The sequence below is a fragment of the Paenibacillus etheri genome, from assembly GCF_001012825.1.
GTDB classification, from domain to species: Bacteria; Bacillota; Bacilli; order Paenibacillales; family Paenibacillaceae; genus Paenibacillus_AQ; species Paenibacillus_AQ etheri.
The window spans coordinates 95,928-109,566 of the sequence record NZ_LCZJ02000030.1 but is presented as its reverse complement, the minus strand read 5'-3'; the positions used below and the strand labels follow the sequence as shown (position 1 = coordinate 109,566).

Genomic DNA, 13,639 nt, shown 5'->3' with positions numbered 1-13,639 from the left:
TCGTAGCGTGGTATTAATTAAATTTTAAACTGGTTTCGATAGTCCTTAGGTGATGCACCAACCTGTTTCTTGAATACCTTGCTAAAATACTTCACATCATGAAATCCGACCATTTCAGAAATTTGCGACAGCTTTAGCCGAGGGTTCTGCATAAGCAATTTAGCCTTATCTATTCGGATGTTAACGATGAAATCGGAGAAATTAATGCCGTATTCCTGTTTGAATCGGCGTGAAATATATTCGCGGCTAACAAAGAACTTTCCGGCAATCTCCTGTAGGGACAGATCCGAGGCGTAATTGAGTTCGATATATTTCACGATATCATGCATAGGATTGCTTTCTTTAGCTTGTTTAGCTGCAATCACTTCTGACATTCGCTCCATCAGATCAAATGACCAGTCACGCCAAGCAAATAAGGAGAACGAGTAACCGTTCGTATAAGGTGCTGGGTGAAGCTGGTCAGCCTGTTCTAGCTCAGCTAGTGCGCTATCAGCATCGGGGCCTAACGTTTCCCGTACCAACTGGGAACGGAATAAGAGTGCATCATTCTTCCACGAGTTCAGGATCTCCGGTGTAACAATTCCGCTTCGGCTAAGCTCGTCTACCCAGTGCTGTGCTGCCGAGGACAATACATCAGGACTTCCACTGATGACTGCCATTTTCCAATCTTCCTTTACATGAGCAAAGATCGTCGGCGTTACATTTCCGTGAATTTCTGTCTTTGTGGTTTCATTGCGCTCTTTAAACTCTTCGGAGGAAGTGGAATAATGGCAGTAATCCTCATGTATTAATAAATTTCGACGTTGCAAGGCTTCGGCCACTTCTGCACGCTGATAAGGTAATTGTTTAGGCAGGCTGCCGATGCAGCTAATTCCGAAATGCATTCGGACCTGCAGAGTAGCATAGATACCATGATTAATTCTACCTATAAGCTCGGCAACGGACGTTTGGATATCCCACAGAATAATAGCAATCTCTGAAGGACCTCCCCAGTAACGAAAAGACACACCCTTATGCTGACCTTGTAAAAATTCATTGCAAATATTGACGATAGCGTAGTTCATGAGCCCGGTGTCTCCTCCAAAACGCTTTAGTAGGAGACTATTTCCAGTGTCTGTCTGCACCAGTATTAGGCGTGAAGAGTGGACATTTTCCGGGATAATGCCATCGCTACGCAATCTTCGGAGAGATAATTCCGAGTTGATCGGATCATCGATTAGCGCGGATAACAGTTTTTCTCCGTAGATGGGCTTGAACTCATTAAGCTGGATGCTCTGCTTCTGTCGTTCGCTACGGTCAGCGTCCTCTGAACGCCAGGCAGCCACTGCCTTAGCGATTGCAACATTTATTGCCTCCGCTTCAATGGGCTTAAGGATATAATCAATTCCACCATGACGTACGGTCTGGCGTACGAACTCGAAGTCATTATGTCCGCTAACCACAATGAATTTGATGTTGCCGGCAAATTCGTTTACCCATGTCATTAACTCTACGCCATTACCGGATTCCATCATCATGTCCATAATGACTAGGGCTGGTTTAACTTGCCGAATAATTTCAATGGCTTCATTTCCATTTCCGGCTTCCAGAATCTCATCTATTTGATGTGCGTCCCAGTCGACAAGAAGTCTAACTGCCTTTCTAACTCTTGCTTCATCATCAACAATCAACGCCTTCATATCGTTTCACGCTCCACAATAATGTCTATTTCCAGTCTTACAACTACTCCGCCTGCTCTGAGGTTGTCCACTGTCAAGATAGCACTATCTCCGCATACTAGCTTAAGACGTGCGAGAACGTTCGGCAGACCAATGCCAGATCCTGTGGCGTCCTTGTCTTGCTCAGTGTTTCTTAATAAATCTATTTCTGTTCTAGTGGAGTGTTGAAGTTTCTGCCGTAGAAGATCCAGTTTCGCTGAAGGAATGGCATTTCCGTTATTTTGAATACAAATTTCCATCCGCTTGTTACTTACTCTTGCTGCGGTGATCTCAATGAATCCATCCGTGCGGGAAAGATTAAAGCCATGTTTGAAATAGTTTTCTACAATGGGCTGAAGAATCATCTTAGGCATAAATGTCTCAAAAAGAGATTCCTCCATATCGTAACGGAAACTGAATTTATTTTCAAAACGTTCCTTCTGTAGTTCAATGTAAGCTTTAACATGATCTAGTTCGTCTTTAACCGTAACAATCTTCTCCTCATTGTACATGCTGTAGCGCATCATTTTCGCTAGCGCCGAAAGAAGAGAGTAGATTTGGGGTACTTTAAGCTCCAGGGCAAGCGTACCGATAATCTGTAAAGTGTTGTTAAGGAAATGCGGATTGATCTGTGCTTGCAAAGCCCGCAGTTCATTCGTTTTATTAGTTAATTCCAGCTTGTATTCTCTCAGGATCAGATTGTTGATCGTATCCATCATACTGCGGAACCGCTCTGTAACAACACCAATCTCGTCTTTGCCCATGGGGCGGATATCGATATCAAGTTTCCCGGTTTGGACCTGATTCATATAGCGGGTCAACTGCTTGATCGGGGCTGTGATTCGAAAAGAGATCAGAATCGTTAATGTGGTAATTGTAATCAGCAGCAGGATCGACAGTGCTATATTGATCGTTGCCGCCTCATTGGCTTCTCGGAAAAGATAAGATACCGGAATCTGCTTTACCAGCGTCCAATTTAACCCTGGACCTTCGATATTCTGGTAAATAAACATGGCTTTCTCCTCTTCAAAGTATCCTTGTGAGCTTTGATTTCCTCTGATATTCGTATCGTACCAAGCTGTATTCAGTTTCTTGCCGTATTCTTCACTATTGTCCCCGTAGATAATGTTTCTGTCGCCATCCAGCAGCCAGATGTTCTCCTGCTTCTGATCATATAACTGACTGATGATGTCGGTCAGAGCCGTTAGCTTGACATCAATTGACAGATAGCCAAGCGCCTTCGTGGTAGGGACTCTTTCGATTCTCCTGTGCAAGGTAAATACTGGCTCCGGTATAAATTGCGGGATCGGTGCCGTTAGGCCGTAGCTATGACTTAAATGCGTACTCTGTATGGATACCGCAGAATCGGTAGTGATCTTTGAGTCAGGATAAGGTGAAATACCCTGCCAACGTTTCGGTGTATTTTGGGTGAGCAGAGTGGCTTTGCTGTCCTTGACACCGTATAAATAGACCTGAGATACGTCAGGCATAGATGATGAAATGTAATTCAAGGAAGAATAAATCCGTGTATTGGCTGCCATATCCTCGTATCCAGCTTCGAGCAATCTGTAGAATTCTGAATCTGAATAGACGATAAGGGAAAGTCGATTGATTTCTTGAATTAGACTTTCGATATTTTTAGTGCCCTGAAAGAGAAGGTTCGTATTCTCATCTACTGCTCTTGTTCTTAAGGATTGGGTACTAAAGTGGTAGCTTATAAACATCGTGGCCATAATACAGATTAACGTTGGAAGTAGGATGAAAACGATCATTTTTGTGCGAATTGTGTTCCATTTCATCGAAATTTGTCACATCCGATCAATATTTTACACCTGAAAGATCACTTCCGTAGGTGTGAGGTGCGCTCGAAAAAACGGATAATATGTGTATAAAGCATAAACAAGTAAGTGAGCAAAAGAAAGGGGGGACAATAAATGCGCGGCACTAAGTTGTCCCAGTTAGGTCAACAGGCATTTTTCGTTGGTCCGGCAGTCTTGTTTTTTACCTTAATAACGATTATCCCATTTATCATGGGGATGTATTACTCCTTCACTGACTGGAACGGTGTATCCGGTAATGTAAGTTGGGTCGGATTTCAAAACTTCTCCACTATATTTACGAATGACCCCGACTTCTGGTCTTCCTTTTGGTTTACAGTAAGATTTACTGTGTTAGGTGTAATTTTGACTAACGTGGTAGGATTTTTCCTAGCTTATCTGTTAACGAAACCATTAAAGACACGTAACATGCTTCGGACCATTTTCTTTATGCCGAACGTTATTGGGGGATTGTTGCTCGGGTTCATCTGGCAATTTATCTTCATCAAAGGGTTCGCAACAATGGGAGAACTCACAGGTTGGTCGTTCTTTAATCTTCCTTGGCTGGGTGATGCAACAACCGGGTTCTGGGCGATTGTAATGGTTTTTGTTTGGCAGTCTTCCGGTTATCTGATGGTCATCTACATCGCTTCTCTCAGTAACGTATCGAAAGAAGTATTGGAAGCGGCTGATATTGATGGTGCCTCCCGTTGGCAGGTACTACGCAACATTGTAGTTCCATTAATAATGCCTGCTGTAACTATTGGTTTGTTCTTGGCCATTTCTTGGTCTTTCAAAATGTTCGATCTTAACCTTTCCTTAACGAAAGGTGGACCGTTCAAATCTACTGAATCAGTTGCAATGAATATTTACAATGAAGCCTTCCTGAACAACCGTTACGGACTGGGTACTGCTAAGGCGCTGCTGTTCTTTGTTATCGTAGCGATTATCACCTTGATTCAGGTCCGTATTACGAAGAGCAAGGAGGTAGAAGCTTAATGAACGCTAAGTCAAAGAGCAGATGGAATATCGGCGTAGAAGTGTTGATGATTCTTCTTGCCCTTCTCTTCCTCTCTCCATTTTATTTCTTGCTAGCGAACTCAGTGAAATCCTTCGGTGAGATTCTGAGTGATGCCGCAAGTTGGCCACAGACATTCATGTGGTCGAACTATACAAGTGCTTGGAAACTAGCACGTTTCGGTGAAGCTTTCCGAAATTCGGTTATCATCACCGTGATCAGTGTTATTCTGATCTCTCTGTTTAGTGCGATGGCTTCTTATCGTATGGTTCGGGCGAATACGAAATTCAATCAGTTTTTGCTACTGTTGTTCGTAGCCGCAATGGTTGTTCCGTTTCAAACGATCATGATTCCTATCTTGAAAGTCGTAAATGTAATAGGGGTAAACAATTCCTTCTTGGGTTTGATTATCACGAACCTAGGGATCAGTGTTCCAATGGCAATCTTCCTGTTCCACGGCTTTATCAAGTCCGTTCCTCTTGAAATTGAAGAGGCGGCTACAGTTGATGGATGTAATCCAATTACCGTATTCTTCCGCATAGTACTTCCTTTGCTGAAGCCAATGGTAATGACAACGATCGTGCTTAATGCACTTGGGATTTGGAATGACTATCTGCTGCCATCTTTGATTCTACAAGCACCAGAACTTCGGACCATACCGCTCGCGACCTTCTCCTTCTTTGGTCAATACACCAAACAATGGGATATGGCGCTACCGGCTCTCGTAATCGGGATTGCTCCAATTATCATTTTCTATCTGTTCATGCAGCGTTACATTGTTGAGGGAATAGCGGCTGGCTCGGTGAAAGGTTAACACCGAGCCCTCCGTTCCAAATATTTCATAAGTAGTCCACTATCTTAAGGGGGAAAATATAATGAATAAGAAACGCTCAGCAGTTGCACTTACGGCAGTAATGGCGATGAGTTTAGCATTAACAGCATGTGGTGGAGGTAATAACGCTTCTAGTAACTCACAAAATGGAAGCGCTGGCACAGATAAGGGTGAAGTAAAGACCGTTAAGATCTTTCAATTCAAAACTGAAATCGTTGAAGGTCTAAATGAGCTCAAGGTTGAATTTGAAAAAGAATACCCTAACATCAAGCTGGATATTCAAACCGTTGGTGGTGGTGCCGATTACGCTGCAGCACTGAAGACTAAGTTTGCTTCCGGCGATGCACCTGACATTTTCTCAAATGGTGGATATGCTGAAATGGAGCTTTGGGGAGATAAGATGGAAGATCTGTCCGATCAACCTTGGGTAAAAGACCTGATTCCTATGGCAGCAGAGCCAATGACTAAAGACGGTAAAGTATACGGTATGCCAATGAACCTTGAAGGAATCGGTTTTGTATATAACAAAGACCTGTTCGAAAAAGCAGGCATCACTGAAACTCCAAAAACATTGTCACAATTAGAAGAAGCAGCTAAGAAATTACAAGCGATTGACGTAACTCCTTTTGGTAATGCGTATCAAGAATGGTGGCTCCTTGGTAACCAAGGGATCAGCGTAGCATTTGCACAACAAGATGATGTAAATGGCTTCATTAAGAGCTTGAATGAGGGTACGGGTACAATTGTAGGTAACAAAGTGTTTGAAGATTGGAGCAACTTGCTCAACTTGACTTTGAAATACGGACAAAAAAATCCTTTGACTACAGATGCTAACACTCACTTGGCTATGTTTGCTAAAGGTGAAACTGCAATGATGCAAGAAGGTAACTGGGCACAAACCCTTGTTGATAACATTACACCTGACATGAACATCGGTATGTTCCCTATGCCAATCAATGAAGATGCTGAGAAAAATGACAAAATGACTGTAGGTATTCCTGCGAATCTTGTTATCAACAAAGACTCCGGATCTAAAGAAGAAGCTAAAACATTCTTAAACTGGTTGGTAACTTCTGATATGGGTAAAGAGTACATCGTTAAAAAATGGAAATTCATCCCTGCTTTGTCCACTATCGAAGCAACTCCTGAAGATATCGGGAAACTTGGATCTGACGTATGGAACTATGTAAAAGAAGACAAAGTGTATGGTTTGCAATCCTCTAAATTCCCTGATGGCGTAACGCAAGAATTTGCTAGTGTTATTCAACAGATGATCGCTGGTAAGGTTGATGTTAATGGCTGGATGACTGGCATGCAAGCAGCTTGGGACAAGCTTAAGAAATAAGTGAAACTCCATCATAAAGATTAAAATGAACTAGTGGTTAACAAAGGCGTTCTCCGTATACCTCATCATTATGAGACGGGGAGCGCCTTTTATTTTGATGATAACAAGATAGGGGGAGAGGGCGCCGATGAAACGATATGATCTTATTCAGATGGGCGTGGACTATTACCCGGAGCATTGGGAAGAATCCATGTGGGAACCGGATATCAGATTAATGAAGGAAACAGGTGTCAAGGTAGTTCGAGTCGCCGAGTTTGCATGGAGCCGGTTAGAGATAGCGGAGGGCAATTGCCAGTTTGGATGGCTGGACCGCGCGCTGGATCTTTTTCACAAGTATGAACTGCAGGTCGTGATTGGTACACCGACGGCCACACCTCCTAGATGGTTAACTACGAAATTTCCGGACGTGCTGCCGATATTTGCGAATGGGGAGACCTTTCAGCCGGGGGTACGCGGACACCGCTGCTATAACAGCACATCTTTGCGTGAATACGGAAGCCGTATCACCCAGCATCTTGCGGAGCATTATAGTGAACATCCGGCCGTGATTGGTTGGCAGACGGATAATGAATTCGGCATGTTAGATTGCCATTGTGACGCTTGTAATATAGCGTTTCGTAATTGGGTAAAAGCCAAATATGGCAACCTGGATCGAGTGAATGCAGAGTGGGGAACGGTTGTGTGGAGTGGAGAATACAGCGATTGGAATGAGCTTACCGTTCCACTGGGAGGATCGCCTCATCAGAATCCATCATTCCTGCTAGATTATCAGCGGTTTCAGTGGGATTCAGTGGTGGCTTTCCAGAGAACACAGATTGATATTTTGCGGTCTGTTTGTCCGCAGCATTTTATCACTCATAACTTTCATAGCTATCCGCAGCGTCTGGATATGTATGGAGTCGGTGCTGATTTGGATGTCGCTGCATTTGACTATTATCCGAATACTTCGCCAGCCAAGCAAGCGACAACACCCTATAGCGGAGCACTTTCACTGGACGTAACCCGTGGTATTAAACGTCAAAACTTTTGGATCATGGAACAGCTAAGTGGCTCACCAGGTTGTTGGATGCCGATGTGGAGAACGCCGTATCCTGGGATGATTCGTGCTTATGCATGGCAGACGATTGCGAGAGGCGCAGACACCGTCGTTCATTTCCGCTGGCGTAGTGCAGTAGCAGGAGCTGAACAATTCTGGCACGGATTGATTGATCACAGCAATGTACCAGGACGCAGATTTGCGGAGTTCACTCAGTTATGCCATGAAGTTAATACACTTGAGGAGAAGCTGACTGGAACGACGCTAAAGAATGAAGTAGCGATTCTACATTCCCATGAAGAGAAAGCTGCGCTGGATATTCAGCCACAGGCTGAGGGCTTTGATTATTATGAGAATATTAAGCAGATTCACCGTGCGGTGACGAAGCTTGGCGTGGGTTGCGATGTTATCGACTTAAGACAACCGTTGGATGGCTATAAAGTAGTAATTGCTCCAAATTTATATTTGCTGGATGAGGAGATCGTGCGTAATCTGGAGGATTTTGCACTAGCTGGCGGAACCTTGCTTATTACCAACCGAAGTGGCGTGAAAACAACTAATAACATCGCAGTCATGCAGCCACTACCGGGGTTGCTGAGCTATTGCACAGGGGTTGAGGTGCTGGAGTATGATCCGATTGGTGCTGAAACCCATAAGGTCATTGATGCTGAGGGTAACCCATATGAATGCACACAGTGGTGCGACATCCTAAGACCTGTTGTGGCATCACCGATTGCTTGGTATGGCGATGATTTCTATAGTGGAACGCCGGCTGTAACCGTCAATGATTTCGGAAAAGGCCAAGTTTATTACTTTGGGACTCATATGGAAGAGAGATTCTGGTCAGTATTACTGGAGCGCCTTTCTAAACAGCAGGGGCTGTTTAGATTTGAGGGGTTGCCGGATGGAGTGCAGGCTTCGGTGCGTTCGGGAGATCAAGGAAGCTTTTTATTCTTGCTTAATTTGAGCCGGGAATCGGTGACGGTCGCGTTGCCACAGGAGTATAACAGTCTGCTGAATCACTCGATTTGTTCAGGAGAGCTGCAGCTTGAGCCGTATGGTGTAGAAATTCTGGAGATGTGAAGGGATTCTAAGTAAGTGTTGATGGGGAGGGCATTTTTATCTTCTTCGGCCTATGATTGAATCCTTGTGCTTGTGATTGTGAATGTGATTGCACTCTGTGCAATAGAATTCCTTTTTGGGTGTGGGAATTTGAGATCTGTTGCACATTGTGCAATCAGATTGGTGGAAAGCCTCCATTTTGATGGATTTCACAAGATTCTAATGCACGAAGTACAACAGAACGCTCGAAATGAGATGGAAAAGTGCATTCTAATGTATGAAGTGCAATTGAATGTACTCCTTGGGTCGGAGGAGCTGTCGAGACAAGCCAGTTGGTACGGTGCGGAATAGCAGTACTTTCTACACTTATTTTGTGTTCTCGGGCTATGAAATGGTTTTAGTTGTATTTAGTGCAGCTATAATGCGAAGTATCGCGGTTCACAGTCAAATGCCGAGAATATAACTGCACAGAATACACTTATATGGATATTTTCTGCTGAACGGGCTGATTTAAGTATACAAAATGCAGTTATTCTGACGCACATGCCCATACTTATGAAATTCACAGCGATTCGCTCTGTCATACGCAACCTTATGTAGCATTTTAATACACAGGAAGCGATTAAGCTTTACACCTTAGAGTGTTTAGTGAAGTCGTCTAAACTGCTCCGGTGTAGTTCCCGACTGCTTGCGAAAGGTAGCTACATAATGGCTGACATCACGGAAGCCGACTCTCTGCGAGATGACTTTTACAGTAAGATCTGGCTGGGTTACGAGCATTTCCTTGCTTTTACGGATACGTAAGCGTACGAAATAGGCATAAGGAGATAGTCCAAAGGTTTGTATGAATAGGTTGTTGAGATATCGCCCTGATACTCCGAGCTGATCGGCAAGATCATTCAGTCCGAGATCTGGATCACCATAATGGGTGTCCATCCATTTCAGTAGCGGTTGTAGCTTATCCACATTGCGGGATATCGTCGTGTTGTTATGAAGTTGCCCATATTTGCTTAAAGTAAGCAGAAAGCGATAAGCATCAGTGGAGGCGGTCAGACCAAACATGTCCTGTGAGGCATCATATTGATCAAGTATTTCTCTTAGCAGCTTGGAGAGAGGGGCTTCTTTTTCCCAGCGGTAAAAAGAATTCATATTCATCCCCAGTGTCTCCAGAATAGATCCTGCGGAGCTGCCTCCGAACGTTAAATAAGAGGTGCTCCAGTTAGCAGCCGAAGCTTCATAGCGATGTGGGGTATAGGGAAGAAGTAACACACCGCTGCCTGCAGGAAGGGAGAAGGTTTTATTATTTTCAAAATGAATCACTCCTTCACCGGAGACTGTTTGGAGCCAGTGATAGGTCTCATAGCCATCTGTGCGAGATACTTTTTCCTGTTGATGATTGTGACCGATGCTGTCTAATGTGATAGGTAGATGCTGTCCACCCTCATGGGGGAACACAATTCTACGATACACGATTCCCTTCAATGACTTCATCTCCTCTTAGTTCCATATTCTTATATACTGGGAATATTATTTTATATTTATAGCGTGAGGTTAACCGATTACAATATATATATAATTATACTATAAAGGATGTGCGAAGTGTGATTAACGATAAATTACCTAAAATTTGGTACGGTGGAGATTACAATCCAGAGCAATGGGATGCGCCTGTATGGGCAGAGGATGAGCGTATGTTTAAGCTGGCAGGAATTGATGTTGCCACAATTAATGTATTTTCCTGGGCGCTGATCCAACCTTCCGAAGACACTTATGATTTCTCATCACTAGATGAATTAATGGATAGACTATATAAAAATGGTACTTACGTATGTCTGGCAACAGGTACAGGAGCGCACCCGGCTTGGATGGCTCATCGTTATCCTGAAGTTACTCGTGTTGATGTGAAGGGCAGAAAACGCAAGTTCGGTGGACGTCATAACTCGAATCCAAACAGTCCAGTTTACCGTAAGTTTGCAGCGAAGCTGGCAGGAAAGCTGGCTGAACGTTATAAGGATCATCCGGGGCTTGTAGCTTGGCATGTATCGAATGAGTTCAGTAACTATGATTATTCTGATCTATCTGAAGCGGCGTTCCGTGTCTGGCTAAAGGATCGTTATGGTTCTCTGGATGCATTAAACAAAGCATGGAATACACGTTTTTGGGGACATACGTTTTATGATTGGGAAGAAATTGTTCTGCCTAGTGAGCTGAGTGAAGAATGGGACGGTAACCGCACCAACTTCCAAGGCATTTCCTTAGACTTCCGTAGATTTATGTCGCATAGCTTGCTGGAATGCTACAAAATTGAGAGCGATGCGATTAAGGAGCACAGTCCTAACGTACCTGTTACCACTAACTTGATGGGCTTTTATGATGAACTGGACTATTTTGAGTGGGCTAAACATATGGACGTTATTTCTTGGGACAACTATCCTTCACTGGATACACCGGTCAGCTTCACAGCCATGGCGCATGATCTCATGCGTGGATTGAAGAACGGACAACCGTTCATGCTGATGGAGCAAACGCCTAGCCAACAGAACTGGCAACCCTATAACTCTTTAAAACGTCCAGGGGTTATGCGTTTGTGGAGCTATCAGGCTGTAGCACGTGGTGCAGACACTGTTCTGTTCTTCCAGCTGCGTCGTTCGATTGGTGCATGTGAGAAGTATCATGGAGCTGTTATTGAGCATGTGGGACATGAGCATACGCGTGTATTTCGTGAATGTGCTGAGCTAGGTAAAGAGCTGGGACAGCTTGGAGATCAACTATTAGATGCGCGCAGTGCAGCTAAAGTAGGGATTATGTATGACTGGGAAAACCGCTGGGCTATCAATCTTTCAAGCGGACCATCCGTAGCTTTGGATTATGTGAATGAGATTCATAAATATTATGATGCGCTGTATCAGCAAAATATCGAAGCCGATATGATCGGTGTCGAAGAGAATCTGTTCAAATATGAGATTGTAATCGCACCTGTGATGTACATGGTTAAGCCAGGTTTTGCAGAAAAGGTTGAAGTTTTTGTGAAAGCAGGCGGTACATTCATTACGACTTATTTCAGCGGTATTGTTAATGAGAACGACCTTGTAACCGTAGGTGGCTACCCAGGGGAACTGCGCAACGTACTCGGTATCTGGGCAGAGGAAATTGATGCACTGCTACCAGGAATGAGCAACGAGATTGTGATGGACAAAGCGTGGGGCAATTTGAGTGGTTCTTACAAATGTGATCTGCTTTGCGATCTGATTCATGCTGAGGGTGCTGAGGTTTTGGCAGAGTACGGATCGGATTTCTATAAAGGAATGCCTGCTCTGACTGTGAATAACTTTGGTGAAGGTAAAGCTTACTATGTGGCTACTAGTCCAGAAGCTGAGTTCTTGAAAGGATTCTTAGCCAATCTGTGTGCCGAAAAGAATATTCAGCCGCTAGTAACAGCACCGGAAGGTATCGAATCTGTGCAACGTGTGAAGGAAGGCGTATCCTATCTATTCTTGCTGAACCACACCACTGGTGATTTGAGTGCGGATATTGGTGCTACTGAGCGTACGGATCTTCTGACTGGCAATAAAGTTAGCGGTTCTGCAGTTGTGCCAGCTCGTGGAGTATTGATTTTGTCTGATAAGAACTAGTTCGTGTGTTATATAAAAAGATCTCCGGGGAACCAGCTTGTCCCCTGAGATCTTTTTTTGTTACGCAGCATTTCATTAGCTGCTGCTGCTCGTGCTACCATCTGGAGCGGCTCCTCCGGGATTGCCATTACTAAAGAAATGAAGTATGCAAATGTTATATAATGAACAAATATGTGGAGTTTAAAGGATAAGCCAACGTTCAGGAAAGAGGCAGCACATGAAGACTTTACTAGTAACTGGATATCGTGCACACGAACTCGGTATTTTTGACAATAAGCATCAAGGGATTCCTTATATCAAAAAAGCACTGGCTAACCGATTAAAACCTTTGATCGAAGAAGGCGTGGAATGGGTGATTACGCCCGGCCAATATGGTGTGGATCTGTGGGCATGCGAGGTGGTGAGCGAACTTAAGCTGCAATATCCGGACTTAAAGCTTGGGATCATTACAGCGCATACTGGACAGGAGGAGAAATGGAAAGAAGAAAAGCAGAACGAATATCGGCGTATTATTGCGGGTGCGGACTTCTTTGGGGCAGTCAGTAATGCTCCTTATGACGGTAGCTGGCAGTTTCGGGCTAGAGACGATTTGTTGTTCCGCAAAAGTGACGGAATATTACTCTTTTACGATGAGGATGCGGCGGAGGGGAGTCCGAAGTTTTTTAAAGAGCGGGCGCTGAAGCTGCATGCTGAAGGAGAGTATGAGTTGTTTCTAATTCACTCCGATGAAATTCAGAATATTGCCGATGAAGGAAATCAGCGAGATTATGAGTGAAATTACGGAGAACTCGTAAAATGAAAAAGTCCGAATCGGCATTAGTAAATCACCGATTACGGGCTTCAGCTGCTACTTGAACGAGGGGGGAAGATTAGGATGAGTGAGGTCAATCCAGAAGATATTTGTTATGTTATTTTGCTAAGCCCGACGAATCAAGACCGAAGAGATATGGAGATTATTCGCGGTCACGTTAAGCATTTACGAGAACTGGACCGTAAAGGACAATTGGTGATGTGTGGTCCCTTTAGTGATTGTCCTGGTGGTATGGTTATTATAAGAGCGAACTCACGGGAAGAGGCAATTCTAATCGCCGAACAAGATCCTTACGTGCGTTCTGGCATTCGTAGTTATGAAGTGCGTACATGGAGTCTTTCCCATGAGGGAAACAGACATTTGGGTATAGTTCCACCCCAGGAATAGAT

Annotated in this window: 11 protein-coding genes; 8 read left to right on the top strand and 3 right to left on the bottom strand. The window is 44.0% G+C overall.

The window, feature by feature from the left end; translation table 11 throughout:
- Nucleotides 1-17 precede the first annotated feature (17 nt).
- Both UQ64_RS19200 and UQ64_RS19195 read right to left on the bottom strand, forming a co-directional pair.
- Nucleotides 18-1,679 (bottom strand): helix-turn-helix domain-containing protein, encoded by a 1,662-nt coding sequence (locus UQ64_RS19200; protein WP_060625133.1) that lies wholly within the window; start codon nucleotides 1,677-1,679, stop codon nucleotides 18-20.
- Entirely contained in the window at nucleotides 1,676-3,496 is a 1,821-nt protein-coding gene (locus UQ64_RS19195) for a cache domain-containing sensor histidine kinase (protein ID WP_060625132.1), read from the bottom strand. Before UQ64_RS19195 ends, UQ64_RS19200 begins: the two co-directional genes overlap by 4 nt.
- A gap of 135 nt (nucleotides 3,497-3,631) precedes the next feature.
- Between UQ64_RS19195 and UQ64_RS19190 the strand changes: the two genes are divergently transcribed.
- The 5 genes from UQ64_RS19190 to UQ64_RS32585 all read left to right on the top strand — a co-directional run bounded on the left by UQ64_RS19190 (nucleotide 3,632) and on the right by UQ64_RS32585 (nucleotide 9,158).
- Nucleotides 3,632-4,513, top strand: coding sequence for a carbohydrate ABC transporter permease (locus UQ64_RS19190; protein WP_060625131.1), 882 nt, complete (start codon nucleotides 3,632-3,634; stop codon nucleotides 4,511-4,513).
- Nucleotides 4,513-5,346 carry a carbohydrate ABC transporter permease gene (locus UQ64_RS19185; protein ID WP_060625130.1) on the top strand — a complete coding sequence of 278 codons (834 nt, stop codon included), beginning with the start codon at nucleotides 4,513-4,515 and terminating at the stop codon, nucleotides 5,344-5,346. Before UQ64_RS19190 ends, UQ64_RS19185 begins: the two co-directional genes overlap by 1 nt.
- Before the next feature lie 61 nt (nucleotides 5,347-5,407).
- On the top strand, nucleotides 5,408-6,709 hold the full coding sequence (locus tag UQ64_RS19180) for an ABC transporter substrate-binding protein (protein WP_060625129.1): 1,302 nt from the start codon (nucleotides 5,408-5,410) through the stop codon (nucleotides 6,707-6,709).
- A gap of 127 nt (nucleotides 6,710-6,836) precedes the next feature.
- Entirely contained in the window at nucleotides 6,837-8,828 is a 1,992-nt protein-coding gene (locus UQ64_RS19175; RefSeq protein ID WP_060625128.1) for a beta-galactosidase, read from the top strand.
- Nucleotides 8,829-9,029: 201 nt separating this feature from the next.
- Entirely contained in the window at nucleotides 9,030-9,158 is a 129-nt protein-coding gene (locus UQ64_RS32585; protein ID WP_280818226.1) for a hypothetical protein, read from the top strand.
- A gap of 294 nt (nucleotides 9,159-9,452) precedes the next feature.
- Here the strand turns inward: UQ64_RS32585 and UQ64_RS19165 are convergent, their stop codons facing one another.
- Nucleotides 9,453-10,289 carry an AraC family transcriptional regulator gene (locus UQ64_RS19165; RefSeq protein ID WP_245238088.1) on the bottom strand — a complete coding sequence of 279 codons (837 nt, stop codon included), beginning with the start codon at nucleotides 10,287-10,289 and terminating at the stop codon, nucleotides 9,453-9,455.
- Nucleotides 10,290-10,408: 119 nt separating this feature from the next.
- Between UQ64_RS19165 and UQ64_RS19160 the strand changes: the two genes are divergently transcribed.
- The 3 genes from UQ64_RS19160 (at nucleotide 10,409) to UQ64_RS19150 (ending at nucleotide 13,637) form a co-directional block, all read left to right on the top strand.
- Complete coding sequence (locus UQ64_RS19160; RefSeq protein ID WP_060625125.1) at nucleotides 10,409-12,439, top strand: beta-galactosidase; 2,031 nt, start codon at nucleotides 10,409-10,411, stop codon at nucleotides 12,437-12,439.
- 217 nt (nucleotides 12,440-12,656) lie between these two features.
- Nucleotides 12,657-13,214 (top strand): SLOG family protein, encoded by a 558-nt coding sequence (locus UQ64_RS19155; RefSeq protein WP_060625124.1) that lies wholly within the window; start codon nucleotides 12,657-12,659, stop codon nucleotides 13,212-13,214.
- A gap of 99 nt (nucleotides 13,215-13,313) precedes the next feature.
- On the top strand, nucleotides 13,314-13,637 hold the full coding sequence (locus tag UQ64_RS19150; protein WP_060625123.1) for a YciI family protein: 324 nt from the start codon (nucleotides 13,314-13,316) through the stop codon (nucleotides 13,635-13,637).
- Nucleotides 13,638-13,639 lie beyond the last annotated feature (2 nt).

Excerpts from the sequence above, each read along its gene's own strand:
- UQ64_RS19200 (WP_060625133.1), bottom strand. The coding sequence starts at position 1,679 with ATGAAGGCGTTGATTGTTGATGATGAAGCAAGAGTTAGAAAGGCAGTT.
- UQ64_RS19195 (WP_060625132.1), bottom strand. The coding sequence starts at position 3,496 with ATGAAATGGAACACAATTCGCACAAAAATGATCGTTTTCATCCTACTT.
- UQ64_RS19190 (WP_060625131.1), top strand. The coding sequence starts at position 3,632 with ATGCGCGGCACTAAGTTGTCCCAGTTAGGTCAACAGGCATTTTTCGTT.
- UQ64_RS19185 (WP_060625130.1), top strand. The coding sequence starts at position 4,513 with ATGAACGCTAAGTCAAAGAGCAGATGGAATATCGGCGTAGAAGTGTTG.
- UQ64_RS19180 (WP_060625129.1), top strand. The coding sequence starts at position 5,408 with ATGAATAAGAAACGCTCAGCAGTTGCACTTACGGCAGTAATGGCGATG.
- UQ64_RS19175 (WP_060625128.1), top strand. The coding sequence starts at position 6,837 with ATGAAACGATATGATCTTATTCAGATGGGCGTGGACTATTACCCGGAG.
- UQ64_RS32585 (WP_280818226.1), top strand. The coding sequence starts at position 9,030 with ATGCACGAAGTACAACAGAACGCTCGAAATGAGATGGAAAAGTGCATT.
- UQ64_RS19155 (WP_060625124.1), top strand. The coding sequence starts at position 12,657 with ATGAAGACTTTACTAGTAACTGGATATCGTGCACACGAACTCGGTATT.
- UQ64_RS19150 (WP_060625123.1), top strand. The coding sequence starts at position 13,314 with ATGAGTGAGGTCAATCCAGAAGATATTTGTTATGTTATTTTGCTAAGC.